Annotated in this window: 22 protein-coding genes and 1 riboswitch; of the genes, 10 read left to right on the top strand and 12 right to left on the bottom strand. The window is 70.0% G+C overall.

Annotated elements, in window-relative coordinates; genetic code table 11:
• The first annotated feature begins 4 nt into the window (after positions 1–4).
• A complete protein-coding gene (locus tag ACLJRM_RS43145; RefSeq protein WP_101608597.1) occupies positions 5–550 on the top strand; it encodes a cysteine hydrolase family protein in 546 nt (181 codons plus the stop codon).
• Between the two features lie 28 nt (positions 551–578).
• Positions 579–1,091: a VanZ family protein gene (locus ACLJRM_RS43140; protein WP_410666326.1), complete on the top strand. Its 513-nt coding sequence runs from the start codon at positions 579–581 to the stop codon at positions 1,089–1,091.
• Here the strand turns inward: ACLJRM_RS43140 and ACLJRM_RS43135 are convergent.
• The 4 genes from ACLJRM_RS43135 to ACLJRM_RS43120 all read right to left on the bottom strand — a co-directional run bounded on the left by ACLJRM_RS43135 (position 1,055) and on the right by ACLJRM_RS43120 (position 6,743).
• Entirely contained in the window at positions 1,055–2,746 is a 1,692-nt protein-coding gene (locus tag ACLJRM_RS43135; RefSeq protein WP_410666325.1) for a flavin monoamine oxidase family protein, read from the bottom strand. The two genes, ACLJRM_RS43140 and ACLJRM_RS43135, sit on opposite strands and share 37 nt — an antisense overlap.
• Positions 2,743–3,498, bottom strand: a complete 756-nt coding sequence (locus ACLJRM_RS43130) for a carbon-nitrogen hydrolase family protein (protein ID WP_410666324.1) — start codon at positions 3,496–3,498, stop codon at positions 2,743–2,745. Before ACLJRM_RS43130 ends, ACLJRM_RS43135 begins: the two co-directional genes overlap by 4 nt.
• A gap of 118 nt (positions 3,499–3,616) precedes the next feature.
• Positions 3,617–5,659: an acyltransferase family protein gene (locus tag ACLJRM_RS43125; RefSeq protein WP_101608601.1), complete on the bottom strand. Its 2,043-nt coding sequence runs from the start codon at positions 5,657–5,659 to the stop codon at positions 3,617–3,619.
• A 520-nt stretch (positions 5,660–6,179) separates the two neighbouring features.
• The gene (locus ACLJRM_RS43120; protein ID WP_410666344.1) at positions 6,180–6,743 is read right to left on the bottom strand and encodes a DinB family protein; all 564 of its coding nucleotides are present in this window, start codon (positions 6,741–6,743) and stop codon (positions 6,180–6,182) included.
• Positions 6,744–6,836: 93 nt separating this feature from the next.
• On the opposite strand from ACLJRM_RS43120, the gene ACLJRM_RS43115 reads away from it, so the two are divergent.
• Positions 6,837–7,799, top strand: a complete 963-nt coding sequence (locus tag ACLJRM_RS43115; RefSeq protein WP_101613268.1) for a helix-turn-helix transcriptional regulator — start codon at positions 6,837–6,839, stop codon at positions 7,797–7,799.
• A 54-nt stretch (positions 7,800–7,853) separates the two neighbouring features.
• Complete coding sequence (locus tag ACLJRM_RS43110) at positions 7,854–8,648, top strand: SDR family NAD(P)-dependent oxidoreductase (RefSeq protein WP_410666323.1); 795 nt, start codon at positions 7,854–7,856, stop codon at positions 8,646–8,648.
• Between the two features lie 4 nt (positions 8,649–8,652).
• On the opposite strand, the gene ACLJRM_RS43105 is transcribed toward ACLJRM_RS43110, so the two are convergent.
• Complete coding sequence (locus tag ACLJRM_RS43105; protein ID WP_410666322.1) at positions 8,653–10,470, bottom strand: flavin-containing monooxygenase; 1,818 nt, start codon at positions 10,468–10,470, stop codon at positions 8,653–8,655.
• 157 nt (positions 10,471–10,627) lie between these two features.
• Here ACLJRM_RS43105 and ACLJRM_RS43100 point away from each other — a divergent pair, with 157 nt between their 5' ends.
• Together ACLJRM_RS43100 and ACLJRM_RS43095 are read left to right on the top strand one after the other, a co-directional pair.
• A complete protein-coding gene (locus ACLJRM_RS43100) occupies positions 10,628–11,830 on the top strand; it encodes a GAF domain-containing protein (RefSeq protein ID WP_410666321.1) in 1,203 nt (400 codons plus the stop codon).
• Positions 11,827–13,128, top strand: a complete 1,302-nt coding sequence (locus ACLJRM_RS43095) for a cation:proton antiporter (RefSeq protein WP_410605188.1) — start codon at positions 11,827–11,829, stop codon at positions 13,126–13,128. The genes ACLJRM_RS43100 and ACLJRM_RS43095 overlap by 4 nt, the downstream gene beginning before the upstream one ends.
• 15 nt (positions 13,129–13,143) lie before the next feature.
• On the opposite strand, the gene ACLJRM_RS43090 is transcribed toward ACLJRM_RS43095, so the two are convergent.
• Both ACLJRM_RS43090 and ACLJRM_RS43085 read right to left on the bottom strand, forming a co-directional pair.
• Positions 13,144–13,659 carry an SRPBCC family protein gene (locus ACLJRM_RS43090; protein ID WP_410666320.1) on the bottom strand — a complete coding sequence of 172 codons (516 nt, stop codon included), beginning with the start codon at positions 13,657–13,659 and terminating at the stop codon, positions 13,144–13,146.
• A 97-nt stretch (positions 13,660–13,756) separates the two neighbouring features.
• Entirely contained in the window at positions 13,757–14,392 is a 636-nt protein-coding gene (locus ACLJRM_RS43085) for a DUF4230 domain-containing protein (protein WP_410666343.1), read from the bottom strand.
• 110 nt (positions 14,393–14,502) lie between these two features.
• On the opposite strand from ACLJRM_RS43085, the gene mptB reads away from it, so the two are divergent.
• Complete coding sequence (gene mptB, locus ACLJRM_RS43080) at positions 14,503–15,942, top strand: polyprenol phosphomannose-dependent alpha 1,6 mannosyltransferase MptB (RefSeq protein WP_101608607.1); 1,440 nt, start codon at positions 14,503–14,505, stop codon at positions 15,940–15,942.
• Here the strand turns inward: mptB and ACLJRM_RS43075 are convergent.
• Positions 15,846–16,391 (bottom strand): SRPBCC family protein, encoded by a 546-nt coding sequence (locus ACLJRM_RS43075; RefSeq protein WP_410666319.1) that lies wholly within the window; start codon positions 16,389–16,391, stop codon positions 15,846–15,848. The two genes, mptB and ACLJRM_RS43075, sit on opposite strands and share 97 nt — an antisense overlap.
• Positions 16,392–16,450: 59 nt before the next feature.
• On the opposite strand from ACLJRM_RS43075, the gene ACLJRM_RS43070 reads away from it, so the two are divergent.
• Positions 16,451–17,032 (top strand): TetR/AcrR family transcriptional regulator, encoded by a 582-nt coding sequence (locus tag ACLJRM_RS43070; protein ID WP_410666318.1) that lies wholly within the window; start codon positions 16,451–16,453, stop codon positions 17,030–17,032.
• Between the two features lie 2 nt (positions 17,033–17,034).
• Here ACLJRM_RS43070 and ACLJRM_RS43065 read toward each other — a convergent pair whose 3' ends face one another.
• The gene (locus tag ACLJRM_RS43065; protein ID WP_410605193.1) at positions 17,035–17,937 is read right to left on the bottom strand and encodes a LysR family transcriptional regulator; all 903 of its coding nucleotides are present in this window, start codon (positions 17,935–17,937) and stop codon (positions 17,035–17,037) included.
• An 83-nt stretch (positions 17,938–18,020) separates the two neighbouring features.
• On the opposite strand from ACLJRM_RS43065, the gene ACLJRM_RS43060 reads away from it, so the two are divergent.
• Both ACLJRM_RS43060 and ACLJRM_RS43055 read left to right on the top strand, forming a co-directional pair.
• Complete coding sequence (locus ACLJRM_RS43060; RefSeq protein WP_410666317.1) at positions 18,021–19,244, top strand: MFS transporter; 1,224 nt, start codon at positions 18,021–18,023, stop codon at positions 19,242–19,244.
• A gap of 83 nt (positions 19,245–19,327) precedes the next feature.
• Positions 19,328–19,395, top strand: a riboswitch (guanidine-III (ykkC-III) riboswitch).
• An 11-nt stretch (positions 19,396–19,406) separates the two neighbouring features.
• On the top strand, positions 19,407–19,721 hold the full coding sequence (locus ACLJRM_RS43055) for a DMT family transporter (protein ID WP_101613271.1): 315 nt from the start codon (positions 19,407–19,409) through the stop codon (positions 19,719–19,721).
• A gap of 92 nt (positions 19,722–19,813) precedes the next feature.
• Here the strand turns inward: ACLJRM_RS43055 and ACLJRM_RS43050 are convergent, their stop codons facing one another.
• The 3 genes from ACLJRM_RS43050 to fxsT all read right to left on the bottom strand — a co-directional run bounded on the left by ACLJRM_RS43050 (position 19,814) and on the right by fxsT (position 25,388).
• Positions 19,814–21,145 (bottom strand): carbohydrate-binding protein, encoded by a 1,332-nt coding sequence (locus tag ACLJRM_RS43050; protein ID WP_410666316.1) that lies wholly within the window; start codon positions 21,143–21,145, stop codon positions 19,814–19,816.
• Positions 21,146–21,282: 137 nt separating this feature from the next.
• Positions 21,283–22,266, bottom strand: coding sequence for a LysR family transcriptional regulator (locus tag ACLJRM_RS43045; RefSeq protein WP_101608613.1), 984 nt, complete (start codon positions 22,264–22,266; stop codon positions 21,283–21,285).
• A 152-nt stretch (positions 22,267–22,418) separates the two neighbouring features.
• The gene (gene fxsT / locus ACLJRM_RS43040) at positions 22,419–25,388 is read right to left on the bottom strand and encodes an FxSxx-COOH system tetratricopeptide repeat protein (RefSeq protein WP_410666315.1); all 2,970 of its coding nucleotides are present in this window, start codon (positions 25,386–25,388) and stop codon (positions 22,419–22,421) included.
• Between the last annotated feature and the right edge of the window lie 430 nt (positions 25,389–25,818).

Raw genomic sequence — 25,818 nt, 5'->3', positions numbered from 1 at the left:
GTCCATGAGGGCCGCGCTGCTGATCGTCGACATGCAGGAAATGCTCGTTCCCCTGGTCTGGCGCGGCGAGGAACTGGCGTCCCGGATCGCCGCGCTGGCGCGCGAAGCCCGCGCCCACGGCGTTCCGGTGATCGCCCTGCGGCAGATCGGCGCCTCCGGCACGGACTTCGACCCCGATTCGCCGGGCACCCGGCTCAGCCCGCTGCTCGGCCTCGAACCGGTCGACGTGGTGGTCGACAAAACGGCGACGGATTCCTTCTACCGCACCGGGCTGGCGGGGCTGCTCGTCGAACGGGGCGTCGACACCGTGGTGCTGACCGGGCTGGCCACCGACTACTGCGTCGACGCGACCGCCCGGTCCGCGCAGAGCCACGGTCTCGACGTCGTGCTGGTCGGCGACGGCCACGCGCCGTCCGCCGACGGCGATCCCACCATGGGGCTGACCGCCGAGCAGGTCATCGCCCGGCACAACCTGATCCTGGCCACGGCGATCCACCCCGGCGGGCGGCTGCGCGTGGTGCCCGCGGCGGAGGTCGCGTTCACCGCCTGAGCGGGCGTGCTCGTAGGATCGGCTCGCCATGATCACGAACTTCCTCCTCGACCACTCCGCCCTCGTGCCGGTGGCGATCCTCCTGGTCGCGCTCGTCTGCGCCGTCCTCGGTCACCTGCTGGCGGGCAAGCGCCGGATCCTGTGGGCCCTCACCGGGGTGTCGCTGGTGCCGGTCTTCGCGCTGACGCTGGTGCCCGCCGGCCGCACGCTCGACGAGACCGGGTGCACGGTCCAGTTCTTCCTGCCCACGCTCGGCGCGGTGGAACTCCTGGCCAACGTCGCGCTGTTCCTGCCTCCGGTGTACTTCGCCGCGCTGGCGTCCCGGCGGCCGCTGACGACGCTCGCGGCGGGCTCGGCGCTGTCCGCGGTGGTCGAGGCCGTGCAGGCACTCGTGCCCGCGATAGGCCGTGCCTGCGACACCAACGACTGGCTGATGAACACCCTCGGCGCGGTCCTCGGCATGTTTCTCGCGCTCGGCACGGCGTGGCTGGTGAAGCGCCGGGCTCAGTCCGGCAGTGCGACGGGCGCGATGTCGTCGTAGACATCGCCCGGCCCCGGGTTCGCCGGGTCGGTCTCGCCGCCGAAGTGGTGCAGGACGCCCCACACCGCGTTGAGGGCCGTCTGGACCGCGCCTTCCGCCCAGCCCGCCGTCCACGAAACGTCGTCGCCCGCCAGGAAAAGACCGCGATGACGCTTCTCCAGCCGGTCCTGCATGAAATGCGTGAACAGCCGGTGCTGGTAGCGGTAGTGGCCGGGCAGGTTGGCCTTGAACGCGCCCATGAAATGCGGTTCGGCCTCCCACGACACGGTCACCGGATCGCCGATGATGTGCCGCCGGACGTCGACGCCCGGGTAGATCTCCCGCAGCGACTGCAGCATCACCTCGACCCGTTCGGACACCGAGAGCGGCAGCCACTTCAGCGAGTCGTCGGCCCAGGTGTAGGACAGGCAGATCACCGCGGGCGCGTCCGGGTCGTCGCCGAGCAGGTAGGTGCCGCGCGGCATGCGGTCGGTGAGCGTCATGCTCATCGTGTCGCGGCCGGTCTCCGGGTCCTTGTCCAGCCAGAAGGGCCGGTCCACCGGGACGAAGACCTTCGAGGACTCCATGTAGTGCGTGCGCTCGATCGCCGTCCAGTGGTCGATCGGGAACAGCGCCTCGTCGCATTCGATCTTCGACAGCAGCATCCAGCTCTGCGCGGTGAACACCGCCGCCGGATAGGTGCGGACGCGGCCTTCGGTGTCGGTCACGGTGATGTTGTTCGGCGCCGTGCGGTGCAGCCGGGCGACACCGGGGTTCGGCCCGCCGCCGTGCAGCGAGCTCAGACTCGTTCCCGCGGGCCAGAAGGCGAGGTCCTCGGGCGCGTGTTCCCAGAGCCGCAACGGAAGCTGCCTGCTCCCGCCGGAGATGCTGCGGTGCTCGTCGTCGGCGCCGGTGTAGACCACCCGCAGGATCTCCAGGATGGAGTTGGGGAAGTCGGTGTCCCAGCCGCCGGTGCCGAAGCCGACCTGCCCGAAGATCTCGCGGTCGCGGAACGAGGCGAACGCGGGTGACTGGCAGAGGAAGCCGTAGAACGTCTGGTCGTCCAGGCGCGGCACGAGTTCGTTCCAGAGCCGCTTGATCGTCTTCGTGTCGCGCTCGCGGATCGCGGCCTGCATTTCGGCGAACGCGGCCTGCTCGGCCAGTGTGCTGTCCCAGGCGGCCGCGACCTTGCCGAAGACCGCGGGGAGTTCGTCCGGCGTGCGCGCGTAGTGGCTCTCCCCCTTGAGGTCGACGACGGTGCTCGGCGTTCCCGGCGCCAGCGGGTTCGGGAACGGCGTCGTTTCCAGGCCGACCTTGTCGATGTAGTGGAAGAGCGCGGTGGACGCGGGCGGGAAGCGCATCGCGCCCATCTCCGCGACGACGTCGTCCGGGCAGCCGGGGAAGTTCACCGTGCGCAGGCGGCCGCCGATCTCGGCGATCTCGTAGACCACCGGGCGCAAGCCGAGCTTCATCAGTTCGTACGCGGCGACGATGCCGGAAAGGCCGCCGCCGATCACCGCCACCTCGGTGCCGTGCCGCTCGGCCGGGAGAGAGCCGAGTCCGGCGGGGTGCGCGAGGAAATCGTCGTAGGCGAACGGGAAGTCCGGGCCGAACATGGTGATCGGACGGCCCGCCGGCTCGTCGTGGTGGATCGCGGTCGGGAGGGCGGAGGTCATGCGGAAAGTCCTCGGTACAGATCGGGCCGTCGGTCGGCCAGGTGGGTGTTCTCCAGTCGCGACGCGACGAGCGCGTCACGGGTGACTTCGGCGCTGATCAGGTCCGGACCGGCGCCCGCCGTGGCGAGGACCTCGCCGGTCGGGGCGACGACCCGGGAGCGGCCGCAGTAGGTCAGTTCCTGTTCGGTGTCACAGCGGTTCGCGTAGGCGACGAACAACTGGCTTTCGTAGGCACGGGCGGGCACCAGGGTGTCGGCGACCAGTTCGTACGGGCTCATCAGCGCGGTCGGCACCACGAGCAGGTCGGTCCCCGCCAGCGCGTGTGCCCGCACCAGTTCGGGGAACTCGACGTCGTAGCAGATCAGCAGGCCGATCCGGAGACCACCGAGCTCCGCCTGCACGACCGCCTCGGCGCCCGGTTCGAACCAGGAGCGGTCGATGTCGCCGAACAGATGCGTCTTGCGGTAGTTCGCCAGGCGGCGTCCGTCGGGGCCGATCAGCTGCACGCTGTTGTAGACGTGACCGCCGTCGGCTTCGGGATAGCCGTAGGCCAGCGCGGCACCGGTTTCCCTGGCCAGCGCGGACATGCGGGCCGCTGTCGGCCCGTCGGCGGGTTCGGCGAGCTCGTGGGAACGGGCGCCGATGTGGTAGCCGGTGGTGATCATTTCGGCGGCGACCACGAGGTCGGCGCCCGACGCGGCGACGGCGGACGGCAGTTCGGCGTAGGGGCCCTGGTGGACGGCGATCTTCACACCTTCGACGATATCCGCCGTTTCACTGCGCGGATAAGGCCGAATCGTTGCGCAGAATCTTGGCCGACCATCTACCTAGTGCAGTTTGACGCAATTCTGCGGCGATTTGTTGTCTTGATCACCCGCCCGGTGCGAGCTCCTCCGTTCGGTCGTCCGCCCAGCCCAGCGCCTCGGTGATCGCCTTCTCCGCGATGGCCGACATCGTCGACATGTAGGTACCGCTGACGTGGTTGTCGTCGAGGTAGACGAGCACGTTGCCGATCACCGGCGGGCAGACCTCGGCCGTGCAGAAGTAGTCGCTGAAGTCGAGGAACCGCACGTTCGGCGGCAGGTCCGTCAGTGACTCGTAGGGCGGCTCCGCCGCGTAGAGGTCGTAGCGCGGTGTGGCGCACTCGGACGCCTCCGCGCCGCGGGTCTCGACGCAGGCCGAAGGTGACTGGGAGAAGCGCGGGTTGTCCCGCACCGCCAGCACCGGGATGCCCTCCTCGTCGATCTTGCGCCACTGGGCGATGTAGCCGCCGGGAACCCGTTCCTCGACACCGACTCGCACGTCCCTGGTGCCGATCGTCATCACCACGTCGGGCCGGGTCGTGAGGATCTCGTCGGCCACGGCGGTGTTCCAGTCCATGCAGGACTGGTCGCCGGGCACCGCGTCCGAATCGGTGGAGAACGGGCAACCGCCGCGGAGGATCGAGGTCACTTCCCAGTTCCGCTGTCCGGCGATCGGCAGCAGCGCGCCGAGGAACTGCCCGGCGTGCGAGTCGCCGGTGACCACGATCCGGCGGGTGGGATGGCCCGACGTCTGCGACGTGCAGACCTCGAGGTCGGCGTTGCGCGGGGACGATCCGCAGCGGGCCGGGTCGATGCCCGCCCAGTCTTCGGACACGGCGACGAAGGACGGGACGAGCGCGGCGTCGGCGGCACCCCAGTAGGTGAACCCGTCGGTGTGCGCGAGCGCGCCGGGATGGTCCGGATCGTCGACCGCGATCGAATAGTTCTCCGCCTGCCGCACGCTGACCCACTGCCAAGCCCCTGTCGCGGCGAGGACCGCCGCGAGCGTCGCGACGCCGAACCGGTACGCGCCCCAGCGGGTGCGGACCCCGATCGCGGACGCTCGCAGCGGCCGCTCGACCAGATGATGGGTCAGCACGGCGAGGACGAACGCCAGCGCGATGATCACCGCGCCGCCGCGGAGCCCGACTTCGGCTTGGTCGCGGGAAACGAGATAGAAGACCAGGACTGGCCAGTGCCAGAGGTAGAGCGCGTAACTCAGATCGCCGAGATACTTCAGCGGGCGGCTGCTGAGGAAGCGGTCCGCGCCGCCCTTGAACGCGGTGTCGCCCGCGAGGATCACCAGCGCCGCCGAGAGCGTCGGCCACAGCGCGAGATAGCCGGGGAAGACCGTCCCGACCTGGAGCACGAGCCCGCAGGAGACGAGTCCGGCGACCCCGGCCCAGCCGAACACGACCCGCGCGTTCCGGGGCACCGAAACCCTGTCGAGCACGAGCGCGAGCAGGCCACCGAGCGCGAACTCCCAGGCCCGGGTCAGCGAATCGAAGTACGCCAAGGGCTGATCGACCGCGGTGAGCCACACCGAGTAGGCCAGCGAGGCCGCGAACACGGTGCCGAGGGCGGCGAGCAGCAGCGGCAGGACGTTGCGCCGCGCCCGCCTGGCGATCAGCAGGACCAGGCCGACCAGCAGCGGCCAGACCACGTAGAACTGGCCCTGGATCGACAGCGACCAGAAATGCTGGACGACGCTGGCCGAGTTGTGCTGCGCGAAGTAGTCGGTGGAATCCGCCGCCAGCTGCCAGTTCTCCAGATACAGCGCGGAAGCGACGACCTCCTTGATCGTCTGGAACCAGCGGTTCTGCGGCAGCAGCACCGCGCTCGCCACGACGACCAGCAGCAACACGGTGAGCGCGGCCGGGAACAGGCGCTTGATCATCCGGCCCCACATCGGCCGGTACTCGATCTTCCCGCGCGCCGCCGCACGGTAGAGCTGGCCGGTGACGAGGAACCCGGAGATCAGGAAGAAGGCGTCGACGCCGCCGGAGATCCGGCCGAGCCACACGTGGTAGACGACCACCAGCACGCACGCGAGCGCCCGTAATCCCTGGATCTCCGGGCGGAACCGCCGCTCCGCCGCACTCTCCCGCACACAACCACCACCATGATCAGGTCCGCCGCCGGGCGGGGACCCTACGGCAGGAAGCTGTGAGCGAGCTGTGGCACCTCGTGAGTGGTAAGGACGGTTAGAACGGACCGGTATTTGCCTACCTACGCGTGACCAGGGCGAAGATGGTGTGCGGTAGTCGAGGGGGTCGCTCAGGTCTCGGAGTTCGATGACACCGGAATCTCACCGCGGCACGTTCGAGTGTGAAGGATGTTTGACGATGAAGGAATCGGGACGTTCAACGTCCCGATTCCTTCATCGTCGAGGCGGGGGTCCCGTTCTCAGAGCTTGATCAACGGAGGATCAAGACCGTGCCACCCCACAACCTCGCGAACGGCAGCCGAGCGGGGAGGATTTGGGACGTTGAACGTCTCAAATCCTCCCCACTCGCCCACATCGGCATCCAGAACAAGCGCTACAAGCCACCGAGATGACATCAGGATCCAGTGGGTAAGCAAATACAGGTCCACCAGAACCGTCCTTACCACTCACGAGGATGCGGGGGTCAGGTCGACTTCTGGCCGTCGATGCTCTCGCGCAGGATGTCGGCGTGGCCGGCGTGCTGCGCGGTCTCGGCGATGAGGTGCGCCAGCACCCCGCGCACGCTGCGCACCGCGCCCGGCGCGTTCCACGGCGCCTCCGGCAGCGGATGCGTCGCGGACAGGTCGGGAACCGACGAGATGACCTCCTTCGTCCGCACGGCCACCTCCTCGTACTGCTTGAGGATCGCCTCGAGGGTGTCGCCGGGCAGCATCCTGAATTCGTTCTGGTGGTCGATCGCCCACTGCGGGAACTCGCGGGCGGTCCCGGCGCCGAGGTCGGCCCAGGTGACGCCTTCGGGCAGGTCGTACCGCACCGCGTCCGGGCCGCCGACCACGAACCGCAGCCACATGGCTTCGACCGAGGCGACGTGCTTGATCAGGCCGCCGAGGCACAGCGCGCTGACCGTCGGCGTCGCTCCGAGCTGCTCGTCCGTGAGTCCTTGGACAGTGGCGGTCAGCGTGGCGCGGACGGTGGCGAGGGCTCCGAGCAGGTCGGCGCGTTCGGCGTCGAGGATGGTGGCGGTCATCAGGCCCTCCGGGTTGTCGTTTTCTGGCACGAGACCGACTCTCGCAGGAGTAGAGGACAGTGAGTGGCCTCTACTTGAGGCATCATGGAAAACATGCCGAAGACCTCCGCGCGACTGCTCTCGATGCTCTCGTTGCTGCAGGCCCGCCGCGACTGGCCGGGAGCGCTGCTGGCCGAGCGGCTGGACATCAGCCCGCGCACCGTGCGGCGCGACGTCGACAGGCTTCGCGAGCTCGGCTACCCCATCGCGACCGTCAAGGGCCCCGACGGCGGGTACCGGCTCGACGCCGGGTCCGAACTGCCGCCGCTGCTGTTCGACGACGACCAGGCGGTCGCGCTGGCGGTCGCGCTCCAGATCGCCACCACGAGCGGCGCGGGGATCGAAGAGGCGGCGATGCGGGCGCTGCACACCGTCCGGCAGGTGATGCCGTCGCGGCTTCGGCGCCGGATAGACACGTTGCGGGTCACCGCCGTCGAATCGCCCGCGAGCCGGTCGGAGCCCCGGGTCGACGGCGACGTCCTGCTGGCCCTCGGCGCGGCCGTCCACGCGCGCGAAGTCCTGCGGTTCGACTACGAGGGAACCGCGCTACCGCGCCGGGCGGAACCACACCATCTCGTCACCTGGCACGGCCGCTGGTACCTCGTCGCCTGGGACCTCGACCGCGAGGACTGGCGTACCTTCCGGGCCGACCGGATCACCCCGCGCACCCCGGCCGGGCCCCGGTTCACCCCACGCGAATTGCCTTCCCCCGATGTCGCCACCTTCGTCGCGAGCCGGTTCCGGGGATCGTCCGAAGTGGACTCGGGCGAGTGGCCCTGCCGCGGTGAGGTGATCCTCGACCTCCCCGCCACGACCGTGGCCCACTACGTCCGGGACGGCGTCGTCGAGGAGGCCGGGCCGGATCGGTGCCGCCTCGTGCTGGGGTCCTGGTCGTGGGCCGGACTGGCGGCGAGCATCGGCCGCTTCGACGCGGACGTCGAAGTCGTCGGGCCCGCTGAACTGAAGGAGGCGTTCGCCGCCTTGGCCCGCCGCTACGCGAAGGCCGCCCGCGTTTAGTCCTCTCAATGCTGAGATCCTGCGCCCGGTGATCTTCTGCGCCAGACTGGGGCCATGCGACTGGACCTGAGCGGGAAGACGGCCCTCGTCACCGGATCGACGCAGGGCATCGGTTTCGCCATCGCCACGGGGCTGGCCAGGGTCGGTGCCCGGGTCGCGCTCAACGGCCGGGGCGAAGCCGGTGTCACGTCCGCGATCGACCGCCTGCGCGCCGAGGTCCCGGACGCCGACGTCGTCGCGGCGGCGGGTGACGTGTCGACGGACGACGGCACCGCCCAGGTCCTGGACGCGGTGCCCGACATCGACGTCCTGGTCAACAATCTCGGCATCTTCGGGACACAGTCCCCTTTGGACATCACCGACGACGAGTGGCGGCGGTACTTCGAGGTCAACGTCCTCGCCGCGGTGCGGCTGACCCGGGCGTACCTGCCGGGGATGACGAGCCGCGGCTGGGGACGGATCCAGTACATCGCCAGCGATTCCGCGATCGTCATCCCCGCCGAGATGATCCACTATGGAGTGTCGAAGACCGCTTTGCTCGGCGTCTCCAGGGGTTTCGCCAAGGCCGCGGCGGGGACGGGCGTCACGGTCAACTCGGTGATCGCGGGCCCGACCCACACCGGCGGCGTCGAGGACTTCGTCTACGAACTGGTCGACAAGGATCTGCCGTGGGACGAGGCACAGCGCGAGTTCATGCGCCTGCACCGGCCGCAATCACTGCTGCAGCGGCTCATCGAACCCGAGGAGATCGCCAACCTGGTGGTGTACCTGGCTTCCCCGCTCTCCTCGGCCACGACAGGAGCCGCCGTCCGTGTCGACGGCGGCTACGTCGACTCGATCGTGCCGTGAGCCCTCACGACTTGTGGTGCACCTCCGGCGGCCCGAACACCGGCGTCGGGATCCCCTCGTAGCGCGCCTTCAGTTGCAGCGCTAGGTAAAGGGAGTAGTGCCGTGACTGGTGCAGGTTCCCGCCGTGGAACCACAGGCCCTCCTGCCGCGTGGGCTTCCACATGTTGCGCTGCTCGCCCTCCCACGGCCCGGGGTCCTTCGTCGTGTCCGAGCCGAGGCCCCAGCATTTGCCGACGCGGTCCGCGGTCTCCTGCCCGACCAGGTCGGCGACCCAGCCGTTCATCGAGCCGTAGCCGGTGGCGTACACGACGAGGTCCGCCGCCAGTTCCGTGCCGTCGGACAGCACCACCGTGTCGCGGGTCAGATGGTCGACCTGGCCGTGTGCCAGCTTGATCTTCCCGTCGGCCACCAGTTCCGACGCGCCGACGTCGATGTAGTAGCCGGAGCCGCGCCGCAGGTACTTGAGGAACAGGCCGGATCCGTCGTCGCCCCAGTCGTGCCGGAACCCGGCCGCCTCCAGCCTCGCGTAGAAGTCCTTGTCCCGCTCGCGGATCGCGTCGTACACCGGGATCTGGAACTGCGGCATGATCCGGTACGGGATCGACGCGAAGATCATGTCCGCCTTGTCGGTGGTGATCCCGGCCTGTACCGCCCGCTCCGAATACAGGTCACCGAGTCCCAGGTCCATCAGGGAATCCGACTTGACGATATGCGTCGAAGACCGCTGCACCATGGTGACGTCGGCGCCGTGTTCCCACAGTGCGGCACAGATGTCGTGCGCGGAGTTGTTGGACCCGACGACGACGGCCTTCTTGCCGGCGTAGGAGTCAGGGCCGGGATGCGCCGACGAGTGGTGCTGATCGCCTTCGAACGATTCCATTCCCTGGAACGACGGGAGATTCGGCTTGCCGGACATCCCGGTCGCGAACACGACGTGCCGCGGCGTGAGCGCCAGTTCCTCGCCCTCGCGCACGACGGTCACGAGCCACTGCTGCTTTTCCTCGTCCCAGGAGGCGGAGGTCACCTCGGTACTCGTCCAGTACGGCACCTCCATGAGCCGCGTGTACATCTCCAGCCAGTCGGCGATCTTGTCCTTGGGCGCGAACACCGGCCAGTTGTCCGGGAACGGCAGGTAGGGCAGGTGGTCGTACCAGACCGGGTCGTGCAGGCAGAGGTTCTTGTAGCGCTTCCGCCACGAATCGCCGGGACGTTCGTTGCGTTCGAGGACGAGCGCGGGCACGTCGAGCTGGCGCAGCCGGGCACCTAGCGCGATCCCGCCCTGCCCACCGCCGATGACGACGACGTACGGCTGCTCGTCGTGGCCGAGCCGCGTCTGCTCCTCCTCGCGCTTCTCCGCCCACGACTTCCGGCCGCGGACGACGCCGTGCTCGACCCCCTTCGGCCGCTGATCGTTGCGCCGCTCCTCGAACCCCTTGAGCTCACGCAGGCTCGTCAGCAACGTCCAAGCGCCTTCGTCCTTCAGCCGCAAGTGCCCCTTCGCGCGGCCGGTCGCGGTTTCGAACTCCAACCACGCTTCGGTCACTCCGTCGGCTTCGGTCGGCGTCTCGGTGGTGCGGAACCCGGACGGTTCGATCCCTTCGAGACAGGCGCCGAGCAGGCCCGCCACGCCGTCGCGGCCTTCGACGGTCTTTATCGTCCAGGTGAAGGCGACCAGGTCGCGCCAGTAACTGTCGACGGCGAAGAGCGCCGCGGCGGCTTCGACGTCGCGGGCCGCGAGAGCGGCCTCGAACCGGCTCAGCCAGGCGTCGACCCGAGCCTGCGGCGAGCCCGTCGCCTCGATCCGGTCCACCGTCTGTGTCATGGCCACTCCCAACCCTCGGCGTTCGGCTGTTACCCCGATCACACGCCGCGAGCGGGGACGGCGACAAGGGTTGCAGCGTGTTGCAGCGCGACTCCTTGGCGCATCCGGGCGGGCCGACCTATGCTGATCGGTCGACGCGATGGTGCGGAGGTGGCCCGTGGGCGTGTTCAGCTCGGTCCCGCCCGGCGCCGACCTGCCGATGCACGCCCGCGACCTGGTCCGCATGCACGAGGCCGTGATCGGCGGCGGCCGTCCGCGCGTCCCGCCTCGGCCGCTGGTGTCGCGCTCGTGGTCGCGTGCGCTGAGCCTGGGGCTCGCCGCCGACGGGGTGAACGCCCGGGACTCCGTCCCGCTCGACGAGGTCGCCCGCCGTCGCCGCGCCTCCCCGTTGCGGCACGTCGTCGAGAGCCTCGGACAGGTGCTCGGCGCGACGTCCGACACCGCGAACATGCTCCTGGTGGTGACCGACGCCGACGGGATCATCCTCTGGCGCGCGGGCTCCCCCGCCGTCAAGCGCCGCGCCGACACCCTGGGCTTCACCGAAGGTGCCGAGTGGACCGAGTCGAGGGTCGGCACCAACGCGATCGGCACCGCGCTCGCCGAGGCCGCACCCGTGGAACTGCTGGCCGGGGAGCATTTCGAGCAGGGCCAGCATCCCTGGTACTGCACCGCGTCGCCGGTGCACGACCCGCGCACCGGCGAACTGCTGGGCGTGATCGACGTCAGCGGACCCGCCCTGACCCTGCACCCGGCGATCGCGGCGCTGGTGGAGACCGGACGGCGACTCGCCGAATCCGAACTCTGGCGCCACCACCAGCAAGGCTTGGACAAACTGAGGAAGACCGCCGAACCGGTGGTGGCGGGCGTGGGCGGCCCGGCGCTGCTGGTGGACGACGACGGCTGGGTGGCCCACGCCGCCGGGATCGCCCCCGGTGAGCGGATCGCCGCCCCCGAGGAGGGCCGGATCCTCGCCGTCCCCGGTCTCGGCGCCTGTCTGCCCGAACGCCTGGCCGAGGGCTGGCTCGTGCGCCCCGCCGACACCGCTCGCCGGGTCCGGCTGGATCTCGAACTCGGCCACGCGCCGATGCTGCGGATGCGGTCGGGCGACGTCGGATGGGTCCGCACCGTGACACCCCGGCACGCGGAGATCCTGGTGCACCTTCACGCGGCGGACCCGTCCGGGCTCTCGGCCGAAGCGCTCAGCCGGGCGCTCTACGGTGACGCCGAACACCTCGTGACCGTCCGCGCCGAGGTCTCCCGGCTGCGGCGGCTGCTCGGAGCCATTGTGGACACCCGCCCGTACCGGCTCGCCTCGGGCGTCGGCCTGACAGTCCATAAAGGACTCGAAGTCGGCGGTTGAGCCACTTCCGGTTGCGCGGGGTGCGGGCCGGGTACTCCGCGACCATGGAGATCCTGCTCGCCGGGGCCGGCGTTCTGGCGTTGTGCGCCGCGGTGCTGCCGAACCTGCTGCACGAACGCGCGCTGTCGATGCCGCTGATCCTGCTGGTGGGCGGGCTGATCTTCGGACTGCTCCCCTTCGGATACCCCTATGGCGAAGGGGTGCTCGACCCGAGGTCCCACGTGGGCGCCGTCGAAGTGATCACCGAACTCGGCGTCCTGGTGTCGCTGGTGGGCGCGGGGCTGAAGTCGGACCGGCTGATCGGCTGGCGATCGTGGAGCTCGACCTGGCGGCTGCTGGCGATCACGTTGCCGCTGTCGATCGGCGCGGTGGCCCTGCTCGGCTGGTGGGCGCTCGCCCTGTCCCCCGCCGCGGCCCTGCTGCTGGGAGCCGTCCTGGCGCCGACCGATCCGGTGCTGGCGAGCGATGTCCAGGTGCCCGCGCCGCATACCGAGGACGGGCGAGGCTCGGACAACGAGATCCGGTTCACGCTGACCTCGGAGGCCGGGCTGAACGACGGTCTGGCGATGCCGTTCGTGTTGCTGGCCGTCGTCCTGGCCGGAACGGTGAGCACCTCTCCCGTGCCATGGCTGCTGACCGAGGTGATCGTCCCGCTCGCGATCGCCGTGGTGGTCGGTCTCGTCTGCGGCCGGTTGCTGTCCTGGCTGATGTTCCGGGTGCGGCACGAGCGGCTGCGCCTCGGCGAGTACTCCGACGGGCTGGTCGTGCTGGCCATCGCGTTCCTCCCCTTCGCGCTGTGCGAGTGGCTGGGCGGGATCGGTTTCGTCGCGGTGTTCGCCACCGCCGCGACGATCCGCGCCAGCGAACGCTCGCATGACTACCACGGCGTGCTGCACGAATTCGGCGATCAGCTCGAACGGCTCTTCGTCGCGCTGGCCCTGCTCGGCCTCGGCTTCATCCTGGGCGACGGGCTCCTGGCGGACCTTCAGGTCGCCGAGGTCCTGGTGGCGGTGGCCGCGGTGGTCATCGTGCGCCCGCTGTTCGGCGGGCTGGCCCTGTTCCGCGGCGGCATCACGCGTCCGGCGGCGACGGCGATCGCGTTCTTCGGCATCCGCGGGATCGGCAGTCTCTACTACCTGTCCTACGCGCTGGGCCACGGCGACTTCCCGATGGCCGACTCGCTCTGGCGCGTCACGGCGCTCACGATCGCGGTGTCGGTCCTCGTGCACGGTCTCCTGTCCGGCCCGGTGATGCGCAAACTGGAGAACCGGGGCATGCAGAACTTCGAGACCGGGTGAGCGAGGAAGCCGAGGTCAGCCCGTCCGCTGCCATTCCCGGCCTTCGACCCGCGCCTTCACCCGCCCCAAGGTGGTCGCGATGTTGGCGCGGTTGGTCCCGGCTCGGTCGGGCTCGCCGGTGATGAAGATGGCGATCGGGACGAACCACGGCGGCACCCGAAGCCAGTTCCGCACGGTGAGCCGGCAGCCGTCGCCCTCGGGCTCGATGTCGAACTCCCAGCGGGAAATCGGCACCAGGAACGGCGTGCGCACCCGGTAGGCGAACCGGCGTCCCGGCTCGGCTTCGACGATCTCGGCGTGGGTCACCCAGCGCCGCCGGCCGTTGCGGTTGCTGCCGGCGAACCAGTTCCCGACGGCGGCCCCGGTCGCACCGCGGATCCAGCGGGCCTTGCGCAGCTCCTCGGTGCACTCCGCCATCGCGACCGGGTCGCTGACCAGCCGGTACACCCGGTCGGGCGCGGCGTCGATCGTGACCTCGCCGGTCGCGATCGGTTCGGTGTAGGTCAGGGTGTCCTTCGGCTTCGTCGCCATCGCGCCTCCCAGTCGACTACGCCAGCCCACCAGTACGAGCGGGCGCGGTCAAGGCCGCCAAGGCAGCACAGCACGTTCGCGCATCTCCCGGACGAGGTCAGGTGGTCGGTTCCGCCGGGAAGGTCACGCGGAAGCCCAGCGCCTGCAGCAGCTGGGTCAGCATCGCCTTGGTGTTGGCCCTGGCGCGTTCGAGCAGGCCGGAGTGCTGCGCCGCCTCGGCGATCCGTTTCTCCGCGGCGACGTGGAACTGCTGCTGGTCCGGCACGGACACCAACGCCCCGAGCCGGTCGATCAGGCCGCGCTCCTGGCCGAAGACGTAGCTGCGCTCGTTGTCCAGGTTGGGTTTCGCCAGATGGGCTTCGGGCAGCCGGACCTCGACCGATTGCCGGTCTTCGGAGACGGTGAGCGAATTCTCCAGCAGCGGCCCGAAATCGACGTACGCGTCGACAGAGCCCGCGGCCACGAACAGGGTCCGTTCCCCGGCGATGGCCTCGGGGACCCACTTGACGTCCTTCTCGATGTCGACGACGACCTGGTAGTCGCCGACGGCGGCGTGGTACTGGCTCAGATCACGGACCGCCTGGAGCACCGCGGGCTGCGAACGGTCCACAGTGGACGTTCCGAACGGGTCGAGCTTCGACAGCAGTCCGGTGAACTGCAGTGCCGCACCGACGATCAGGAGCCCGACCAGGGCAAACGCCCCAAGGCGCACCCAACGTTTCTTCACGCCCACCACCGCCTCTCCAGCGCGGGGGTACCCGGCGGACGCGGTCCTGAAGCGTCCCGGCCGGTTTCACCGACGATCGGCGGAACCGGATCTCGCACTTGGAGTAGTTTGGCCGCATGCAAAACGTCTTGCCCGCGCCGGAGAAGACCGGGCTGAACATCTCGGCGTTGCACTGGGCGGGTTTCCTCGGGATCGCCGTGCTCGTGCTGGTCACGTCGGGCATCGGCCTGCCTTCGGTGCTGGTGGTGGCGCTGGGAGTGACCGGGATGGCCACCCTGGTGCTGTCCTGGCTGGGCATCGGACGCCTCGCCGCCGGGCTCCCCGAGCGGCGGCTGTACTGGATCGCGGTGTCGTGGTGCGCGCCGCTGCTGGTCGCGCGCCCGCTGTTCAGCGGCGACATCAACAGCTACCTGGCTCAGGGACTCATCGCGGCCAAGGGGTTCGACACCTATCTCGTGGGACCGGCCCAGGCGCTCGGCGCCGATTCACCGGTGACGCTCGCGGTCAGCCACTACTGGCGGGACACGCCCGCCCCGTACGGGCCGGCGTTCGTCGCGCTGGCGCGCTCGGTCGCCCACCTCGCCGGGGACGACTTCGTCCCGACACTGCTGCTGCACCGGCTGCTGGGGCTGGCGGGGATCGCGCTCATGGCGTGGGCGCTCCCCCGCCTCGCGCGCCGGGCCGGGGTTTCGCCGTCGATCGCGTTGTGGCTGGCCCTGCTCAACCCGCTGGTGCTGTGGCACGTCGTGGCGGGCGTGCACAACGACGGGCTCATGGTCGGGCTGATGGTCGCCGGGCTGGAACTCGTCCTGATGGGCGCGGCGAAGACCGGCGCGGCGCGGCCCGCGCTGATCGCGGCGGGGGTGATCGCGGTGAGCGCGGCCGCGAACATCAAGATCGTGGCCGTCGCGGGCCTGCTGTTCGTCGGCGTCGACCTGTTCCGCCGCGCGACCCCCGCGGGACGCGTGGCCGTCGCGCTCGGACTGCCCGCCGGATTCGCCGCGGTCACCGCGGCGATCTCGCTCGGCAGCGGGCTCGGTTTCGGCTGGGTCCGCGTCCTCTCCGGGGTTTCCGGTCAGGTCCACAGCTGGATGGCGCCCACCAACGAACTCGGTTTCCTCGTCGGCGGGGTGGGCAAGATCTTCGGCGCCGACCTGACCGACGGCGCGATCAAGGTGTTCTCGCTCATCGGTGCGATCCTCGGCCTCGCCGTCGGTGCCAGGCTGCTGTGGCTCACCTACCGGGAAAAGCTGCACCCGCTCTACGGCGCCGGGCTGACCTTCGCCGCGATGCTGGTCCTCGGGCCGGTCGTGCAGCCGTGGTATCTCCTGTGGACGGTCGCGTTGCTCGCCGTCAGCCTCACGACCGACCGGGGCCGCTGGATCCTCGCCGGGATCAGCGCGGTGTTCGGGGTCCTGCTCCCGCCGGCGAACGGGGGCGCCGTGTCACTGGCACTGGGTTACCTGATCGCCGTCGCGCTCATCGGCGGGACCTTGTTCTTCTTGAAGCGCAAGGACCTGTTGCCGGAGATCAGGTTCCGCAAGAGCCGCACGTAACGGCTCCATCGCGCGGGCGCGCGGACCGTGCCGGTGAGTTCACGCTCGGCACGGTCCAGGCCGTCCTCCAGCAGGGCGTCGTGCATCGGCCGCCACAGCAGCGGGTAGGTGAACCAGGCGGGATGCCGCAGTCGCAGCACCATGAGGTGCTCGAGTTCGGTCTCTTCCGGCCCCCTCGCGCGCAGGGTGAATTCGTGGAAGCCGTCGAAACCTCGGGGCGCGGTGAACCGGAATCGCACCGACCTCCCCGGTTCGTAGGACTCGACGGAGTACCGCACCGGTCCGTGCCCGCCCACGGCTCCCGCGCCGAGTGGCCGGTCGAACCGCAGCGGCGGCCACGCGTCGACGGGCCACAGCCGGTCGTCGTCGGCGGACAGCGTGTCGATCAGCGCGCCCACCCGCTCCGACGACACCGGGACAATCCGGGAATGCCTGTTCCACACTCGCATCGTGCCTCCTTGTTTTAGAGACCTTCCCCTAGAACCATAGTAGAGGATAGTCTCTGAAAATGGGACGGCCACCGCGGCACACCGCCGACGACTTCCTCGACGCCGCCGTACGGCTCTTCGCCGCCGAAGGAGCGGCAGGGGTGACCATGTCGGCCGTCGCCCGCGAAGTCGGGGCGCCGAGCGGGTCGATCTACCACCGCTTCGCCGGGCGCTCCGCGCTGCTCGCGGCCGTCTGGCTCCGCACCGTGACCCGTTTCCAGCGGGACTACCTCGAAGCACTCGAACAGGAACCGGTACTGGAGGCCGCCGTCGAGGCCGCGGCACAGGTCGTACGATGGTGCCGCGCCCATCCCGCCGAGGGGAAACTGCTCTACGCGGGCAACCGCGCGCTCGGCGTCGAAGACTGGGACGCCGAAGACAGCGCCCGCGCCGAAGACGCCAACAGCCGGCTCGACACGGCGATCACCAAGGTCGTGCGACGGCTGCGCGCGCAGACCGGCCGGAGCACCGACGAACTGATGCTGGCCCTCGTGGACCTCCCCTACGCCGCGGTGAGGAGACATCTCGACCGCGGCGAGGCGCCACCGCCGCGCACCGTGGACCTGGTGGCCAGGACCACCCGCACGCTGCTGTCGGGCTGAGCTCAGGTCCGGACCGGCACCGCGATGGAGTACCCGCCGCCGTCGATCAGGTCGAGCAGGAGGCGGGCCGCCGGACCGGGCGACCGCGCACCCCTGGTGGCGATGGTCAGCGGCCAGACCAGGCCGGGCGCGTCGAGCGGGATCGTCCGGACCCCGGTCAGCAGTTGGAGATCGGGCACCACGGCGATGCCGAGCCCCGCCGCGACGTAGGCGGGCACCAAACGCAGATCGGCGACTTCGACGATGACCCGCCGCGGGGCCCCGATCGCCTCGAACGCGCGGTCCAGGGCGACCCGGTTGCCGAAGCCGCGCGGGTTGTCCACGAACGACTCGCCGGTGAGGTCCGCCAGGGTCAGCGACCGCCGGTCCCCCAGCCGATGGCCGTCGGGCAGCACGACCACGAACGGCGCCGAACCGAGCGGCTTGGTGCGGAGCCCGGCGAGATCGGACTCGGGCAGGCCGAGCAGGGCGACGTCGAGCCTGCCTTGGCGCAGATCCTCGGCCAGTCCGGTCGATCCGGTGATCGACACCGTGACGTGCAGGTCCACCAGCGGGTACCGGCGGTGGAACGCGCCGAGCAGATCGGGCAGGTCGAGGCCCCCGACGCTGGTCAAGGTGCCGATGCGGAGGCTGCCGCGCAGTCCGGCGGAGGCGTCGGCGACCACCTCGCGCGCCCTGTCGACGGCTTCCAGCGCGGCCTTGGCCTCGGGCAGGAAGACCTTGCCCGCCGGGGACAGCTCGACCCGCCTCGTCGACCGGTCGAACAGCTTGACGCCGAGCTCGCCTTCGAGTGCCTGGATCGTGGCCGACACGGTGGACTGCACCGCGAACAGCCGTCGAGCGGCGCGGGTGAAACTGAGTTCCTCGGCGACGGCGACGAAGCATTCGAGCTGACGGGTCTCCACGAGGGCCAATTATCGCAGTTCTGAATAACTGTGACCAGCATTGTTCGTTGGACTTGGATGATCCGAGGATCCACAGTGGAGGCATGCTGAACACCGTCACCCTTCCCCGTCCCGCGCTCCGGCGGATCAGCCACGGTCGCGGCTTCTGGGTCATCGCGGCCGCTTACGCCGTCTCACTGGCCTTCTCCACCGTTCCCACCCCGCTCTACGTGCTCTACCAGCAACGTGACGGCTTCCCGACCTACGTCGTGACCATCGTGTTCGCGGCGTACGCGGTCGGCGTGATGGGCAGCCTGTACCTCGCCGGGCATGTCAGCGATTGGCTGGGACGACGGCGGGTGATCCTCGCCGCGACCCTGGTCCAGGCCCTGTCCGCGACCCTCTTCCTGACCTGGCCGGACGTCCCCGGGCTGATCCTGGCCAGGCTCGTCGGCGGCGCGGGGATCGGCGCGCTGACCGCGACCGCCACCGCGCATCTGTCCGAACTGCGCGCCGTGGCCCGTCCGAGCGAGGACCACGGGCGTGCCGGGCTGATCGCGACCGTGGTCAACATGGGCGGGCTGGCTCTCGGACCGCTGTTCGGCGGTGTGTTCGCGAGCTATTCGGCCGAGCCGCTCACCACGCCGTTCCTGTTCTTCCTGGTCTTGCTGCTGGCCGCGGCCATCGCCGTCGCGCTCGTCCCGGAAACGGTGGAACGCGCCGAGGAGTTGCCCGCGTACCGGCCGCAGCGCGTCTCACTCCCGTCGAGCGCGCGGCCCGCCTTCTTCGGCGCGGCGATCGGCGCGTTCGCGGCCTTCGCGATCACGGGACTGTTCATGGCGCTCACGCCGACGTTGCTGGCACAGGGTTTGCACGAGAGTTCGCGGATGCTGGCCGGTCTCGCGTCGTTCTCCGTGTTCCTCGCCGCCGCCGCGACGCAGGTGGTCTTCGCCGGTCTGGCGAGGCGGACCCAGCTGCGGCTCGGCCTCGCCCTGATGACGGCCGGGCTGGTCGCGCTGCCGGTCGCGGTGACGACGTCCCAGCTGTGGCTCTTCCTCGTGGGCGGGATCGCGGCGGGCGCCGGGGTCGGGCTGGGCTTCCGCGCCTCCGTGGCCACCGTCGCCGCACTGGCCGAGCCGCCGATGCGCGGCGAAGTCCTCGCTGCCTTGTTCCTGGCCGCCTACGCGGGACTGGTCCTGCCCATCCTCCTCGTCGGGATCTCCCTGATCTGGCTGCCGAGCGCGTGGGCGCTGATCGGATTTTCGTTGCTGGAACTGGGTTTGCTCGCCTGGTCGGCACCCAAGGTGCTGGCGGGCGCCGAGAAGTGACCGACCGTCCACAGTGGCGCGTCCGCGTGGTGATCCTCGTCAAACCCGCGGGCGCCCACACCGGCGGTGTGCGATCCTGGTTCAGGAACCTCGTGATCGAGGTCCCCGGACGAGTGGGTGCCGTACCCGGCCAGCGACAAGACGGCGCTCTGGGAGCGCGTCATGTCCTGGCTTGTTCTGATCGTTTCGGGTGTTCTGGAAGCCGTGTGGGCCACCGCCCTCGGCAGGTCCGAAGGATTCTCCCGGCTGACACCGTCGGTGATCTTCGGCGTGACACTGGTGGCGAGCATGGCCGGCCTCGCCTACGCGATGAGGGATCTCCCCGTCGGGACCGCCTACGCGGTCTGGGTCGGGATCGGAGCGTCGCTCACCGTCGGCTACGGCATGGTGTCGGGCGCGGAAACCGCGTCACTGGCCAAAATTCTGCTGATCGTGGGGATCGTCGCCTGTGTGGTGGGGCTGAAAGTCCTGCATTGAGCCGGAAACAGGGACCGCCCCCGACGCACGGACGACGTCGGGGGCGGTCGGGTCCGGGCGCACCCCTGCGTGTGGCCCGGACGGCTAGGCGGTCAGGAGCGCGCCCAAAGGGCGGGGACGTTCGGCGGCTCCCAGCCGGCCTGAGCGGTGTGACCCTGCAGCGCCCGGTACGAAGCACCGTTGTAGGTGACCGTCGCACCCGCGGCGTAGGTGGTGCCGGCCGCCCAGGTGCCGGAGGGCGGGTTCGACGTCGTCGGGCCGGTCGGCGTCGTGGTGGTGCTGGACGGCGGGTTCGAGCCCGAGGTCACCAGGCGCAGGCTGTACACGCTCAGGATCTCCGAGATCGGCTGGAAGTAGAACGTGCCGCCCGAGCTGCAGTTGCCGGAGCCACCGGAGGTGACGCCCTGTGCCTGGTCACCCGCGAGCCACGAGCCGCCGGAGTCACCCGGTTCGGCGCAGGCGTTGGTCCGGGTGAGGCCGGAAACGGTGCCCTGCGGGTAGTTCACCGAGGCGTTCTTCTGCTGGATCGTGCCGCAGTGCCAGCCCGTCGTGGAGCCGGAACGGCAGACCGAGGCGCCGATCGCGGCCTCCTGCGAACCCGCCACCGGCACGGTGCCCGGGTAGCGGTTCACGAGCCCACGCGGGGTGTTGCCCGCGTCCACTCGGACCCACGCGTAGTCGTTGCCGGGGAAGCTGGAGCCCCCGACGGTCCCGCTCGGGTTCGAGGTGCGCGTTCCGGTGGTGCCACAGTGCCCCGCGGTCACGAAGCCACCCTCGACCGAGAAACCGATCGAGCAGCGGCCCGAGCCGAACGTGTAGGCGTTGCCGCCGATGACGTCGATCAGCGGGACCGGGCTCTCGGTGCTGGTCTCGACCCGCACCGCGTCGGCACGCACCCCGGACGCGGTCGCCCACGACTTCGCGGTGGCCTCGGTGCCGGCGTTGGCCAGCACGACGATCGAGTTGGTGGTGGCGTCGACGTACCAGCCGGGCACGCTCTTCGGCGCGCTGGTTCCCTTGGTGTCCAAGGACAGCTTCGCGGCGTCGAGCTGGGCGGCGCTCCGCGTGACGGTCTTCGGGGTCGCGCCCGCCGCACGGACGGTGCCCTCCAGCGCCGCGTCGGTGACGGCGACGGTCAGCGTGGTCCCCGCCGCGTCCAGCCACGATCCGGCGTAGGACGGGCCGAGCCGGGTCTTGAGGGCGCTTTCGGTGCGTGCCGCCGTCTGCTCACCCGCGAGACGGGTCCTGGCCTGATCGGGGCTGATCTTCAGGTCGCGCGACAGGGCCGCGACGATCTCCGACTGGACCTGGTCGGCCGCCGGGACGGTCTGGCCGGCGCTCGCGCTCGGTGTCAGCGCGACGGCCGTGACCAGGCCGGCGCCGGTGATGGCCGCCGCGGCGGCCGCTACGATCTTTCGGTTCATTTCAGGCGCTTCCTCAAGACGTACCGGAAGGGGGATCTCGTGTCCCCGACCGTACGAGGCGCCTGATGCAAAAGGTACATACCATTTAGGTCATATCCACCCCAGTGGACTGGACCTATTGCCGACCTCGACGCAGGTCAGCGCACGCCTGCGTCCGTGTAGTCGACACCGTAACCCGGGTTCAACTCGAGGTACTTCGAGTAGGTCGGCCGCCGGTCGATCAGTTCGCCGTACACCGCGCGGGACAGGGCGATCATCTCCGCGGCGAAGGGTCCCATCTCCCCTCGCTCCGACCAGCCGACGAGATTCCGCCAGCTCAGCGGATTCCCCGCGATCGGGACGGCGACGATGCCCGGGATCTCGTGGAAAAGCGGCTGACACAACACCACCGCGTGTCCCGATTCGACCATTTCGATGCAGGTCAGGACATCGGTCTCGTACAGCGAACGCGGCGTGAACCCCGACCGGGCGCACGCGGAGGCGAAACAGTCGCCGAAACAGCCGTCCCCCGGTGTCGCGCACCATCGTTCGTCCGCCAGCGCGCCGAGTTCGACCTCGTCGTGCTGCGCGCGCTCGTCGCGCGCCGACATCAGCACGAACACCGGATGATGCGCGAGGGTCCGCCACCGGACGCCGGGCTCCGGCGGCGGCGCGGCGTCGCCGCAGACGCCGACGAAGGAGAAGTCCAGCGCGCCCTCGGCGGTCATGTCCGCGAGTTTGTTGGACGACCACGACGTATGGGTGGCGACGTGGATGTCGGGATGGGTGGTGCCGAGACGCTGCAGGAGCGCGCCGAGCATCGGCCCCGTCGCCGAACCGAGCCGCAGGGTCACCGGCTCGCCGGTACCGGCGTGCTGGGCGAGGCGCGCCGCCTCGTCGTGCAGGGACGATACGGCGGGGAGCACCATCTTCGCCCGGTCGAGGACGAGGAGACCGAGTGCCGTCGGCCGGGTCCCCGTGTGATCGCGCAGGAAGAGCTTCCCGCCGAGGGTCCGTTCGATGCGTTTCAACTGGGCGGTCAAAGCGGGCTGCGCCATTCCGAGCGTGTTCGCCGCCTTGGTGATACTCCCGAGTTCGGCGATCGCGCACATGATGCGCAAGTGGCGCAGTTCCAGCTCCATCCCTCTACGTTAGTAGACGTAACTGGACTGGACCAGACAAACGCTTGAGCCAAATGGCTTCGTATCGCCCTTTTCTTGGATTGCCATCGATGTCAGCATTCCGGAAGGGCATCGTGGGGCCGGTGTTCACAGTGGAACCGAAGGGCGGCCGGTCAAGACCGGTCGCGCAGCCGGATCGCCGTCTCGAGGTTCTCCCGGATCCTTCTGGTCAGGCGATGGTCCGGACCGAGCGCCCGCTCGGCGTCCGACCGCGCTTCTTCGAACATCCGGATGGCGAGTGGCAGATCCCCTGCGGCTCCGCGGGCGTAGGCCAGATCGTTCCGTGAATTCAGCGTGTCCTGGTGGTCATGCCCGAACACCCGCTCCCTGGCGGCGAGCGTGCGCTCGTACAGTTCGATCGCCCTGGTCAGGTCACCCGAGGATTCGTACGCGCCCGCCAGGTTGTTCCAAGATTTCAGGGTGTCGGGGTGATCGGGACCCAGCACGCGTTCGCGATCCGCCAGGGTCCGTTCCTGGAGTTCGACCGCGCGGGCGAGGTCGCCCGCCGACTCGCACGCTCCCGCGAGATTGCCCCGCGAAACCAGCGTGTTGGGATGGTCCGGCCCCAGCACCCGTTCACGATCTTCCAATGTCGCCTCGAACAACGTGACCGCGCGCTTAGAGTCACCCATCGACCAGTGGAGATAGGCCAGATTGTTCCGGTAGAGCAAGGTCTCCGGGTGGTCTGCGCCCAGCACCCGCTCGCGATCCGCGAGCGTGGCTTCGTGGAGCGGGATCGCCCGTTCGGCGTCGCCCGCCATTTCGTACGCCATGGCCAGGTTGTTCCGGGAGACCAGCGTGTCCGGGTGCTCCTTTCCCAGCACGCGCTCGCGTCCTTCCAGCGTTTCGTCGAACAGCGAGATCGCCCGCCTCACGTCACCGGCGGCGTGACAGGCGGCCGCCAGGTTGTTCCGGCAGCTCAACGTGTCCGGATGTGCAGGCCCCAGCACCCGCTCGCAGTCCGCCAGCGCGGTCTCGAGCAGCGAGGTCGCGCGCCGCAGATCACCGGCCGCCTGGTACGCGGACGCCGAAGTGTTCCGGGCGCGCAGGGTGATCGGATGGTCGAAGCCGAAAAGGCGTTCACCGGCGCCGACGGCCCGTTCCGCGAACGCGATGCCCGCCGCGGCGTCGCCCTGACCGAGGACGTAGAGGCTGAGGCTGTTGGCGAGGTGGCAAAGCGGGCCGGTGTCACTCTCGGTGTGGTCGAGCAGCGCCCGCCCGTGCGGCAACACGGCTTGGAAGACGGGCCAGTCCTCGGGCAGCCGGGGATCCACCACGTCGAGCGCATGGGCGAGCGCGACGGCGGTGGCCTCACGGGCGTGGTCGATGTCCTCGGGACCGCGGTAGGGGTCGGCCGGGTCGGGAGTCCGGGTCACGGCCTGCACGAGGCGGTGGACGCCGATCGTCTCGGCGTCGAGGGTGATCATGCTGTAGGCGGCCAGCCGCCCCAAAGCCTCCGACAGCTCCGGTTCCTCGCCGTCGCCCTCCAGCAGCGATCGCGGGATGCGTTCGGGAGCGTGCCAGGCCAGCCGTCGCAACAACTTCGCGGCGAGCGGGGTGTCCGCGAGCCGGTCGAGGGTGACGTGCCAGACCCGGGCCACGGCGCGCTCCGCGTCCTCGGCCTCCGCGGTCCAGGCGAACATCTTGGCCGGGGACCTGGCGAGCAGGCCGAGGTAGCGGGCGGGCGTCATCCGGTTCTGGGCGAGGTACGCCCCGGCCTGTTCCACCGCCAAGGGCAGCCAGCCGAGTTCGGCGCAGAGTTCGCCGGCGCCCGCCAGCTCCGCCTCCGGCCACTCCGCCCGGACCGTCCGGGCGAGCAACTCGGCCGCCTCGTCCGGTTCCAGCACGTCCAGTGACACGGTGCCGACGTCCCGCCAGCCGGTGCCCCGTCTGCTGGTGATGAGGATCGTGCCGGTCCGCACCCGGTCCAGCAGCCCGGCGGCGTGCGCGAGCTCGGTCAGGTTGTCGAGGATCAGCAGCCAGCCGGTATGCCCGGCCAGCCAGCCGACGGCCTGTTCGGCCCGCTGTTCCCACGGCAGCCCCGCGGCCTCCGGGGACAGCGCCACGGCCAGCTCCGCCAACCCGTCGTCGATCGCCGAAGCCGAGTCCGCCGTCACCCACCAGACGGCCGAATAGTCGGCCGAGCGCAGCTCGGCGAACCTGGCGGCCAGGCTGCTCTTGCCGACGCCGCCGAGCCCGTGCACCGCGACCACCGCGACCCGGGCGGCGGCTTTCGCTGTCTTCTCCAGCCTGTCCAGCTCGGCCGCGCGCCCGACGAAGACCCTGCCGCTCAGGGGCAGTTTCCACGCCGCGTGCCGGGGCGGCGGAACATCGGTCTCCGAGAGAATGCCGTCGATGAATCTCGAAATCTGGCCGTACACAAGGGAATCGCGGCCGGCCGGTTTGCAGATGCCGACGTGGTCGGCGTCGACGGGGATCGGGCGGACCCGGGGCAGGCCGGGGTTGGCCGAGCCCTCGTCGACCACCCGGACCCCTCTGGTCGGATACGCCTCGAAGAACACCAGGTTCCGGATCCCGGACTCGTCGGCCCAATCGCGGTAACGGTCGTTGAGGTGCCGCAGGTGGGCGGCGTTGCGTTTGAGGTCCTTCACCGCCGCGGTGGACCGATAGACCAGTCCGAGCGCCTTGACGACCGCCGCCAGCCCCGAGCCGGTGTGCGGGGTCCCCAGGAAGACCACCCCGCGCGCGGCCGTCGCGAACGCCGCGAAGCCGGTCCGGCCCTCGGCCGCGTGCAGCAGGATCTCCTTGGCCAGCAGGCCGCCCATGCTGTGGGTGACGAAACACAACGGCCGCTCGCCGATGCCGAGGTTCTGCAGCGACGCCATCAGGTTGATCGCCCGGTCCTGCATGGGCATCGCCTTGCCCCGCCAGCCCGACGACCAGGCCTCGTAGCCCACCGACCACACCGCCACGCGGTCGAAATCCTCGGCGAGCCACTCCGGCCAGAACGACGACGGCGACCCGCCCGCCCACGTCTTCCGCGCGTCCCCGTCCAGCCCGTGCAGGAACACCACGTCCAACCCGGCCGACACGGGAACCCGGACCTTGAGGATCTCGGGCAATCTCCTACCTCCGGTCGGGCGGGCGGTTCCGTGGTGCCGCCACCGGATGTCGGCCGCCCGGTGCCCGCCGTTACGCGCGGCCCCGGGACACGCCTCGTGAGTGGTAAGGACGGTTCTTTCGAGGACGAGGGCAAACATGGCGTGCTCTTGCCGTTTTGGCGTCGGTCGTGGGGTGGGGCCAGGACTGGAAGTGCCGGCCGTGTGATCAGAGACGGATCACGTGTGATTGGGGCCGGATCTCACGTGATCGGGAGACGATCACGGAGTTCGGGGTCTGATCACGCGAGATCCGGCTCCGATCACGCGAGTCACGCCTTCGCTCACCTTGGGTCCAGCCACAACGCCACCGTGAAGGCCACACCAGCCTCCCGGGACGTCGCGAAAGCCACTTTCGCGACATCAGACGTCCCGAAAGTGGCTTTCGCGACAC

It is taken from the genome of Amycolatopsis sp. lyj-84 (genome assembly GCF_046549075.1).
GTDB lineage: Bacteria > Actinomycetota > Actinomycetes > Mycobacteriales > Pseudonocardiaceae > Amycolatopsis.
Note: the sequence above shows the minus strand (reverse complement) of the source record. Positions and strands in the feature narration are given on the sequence as shown.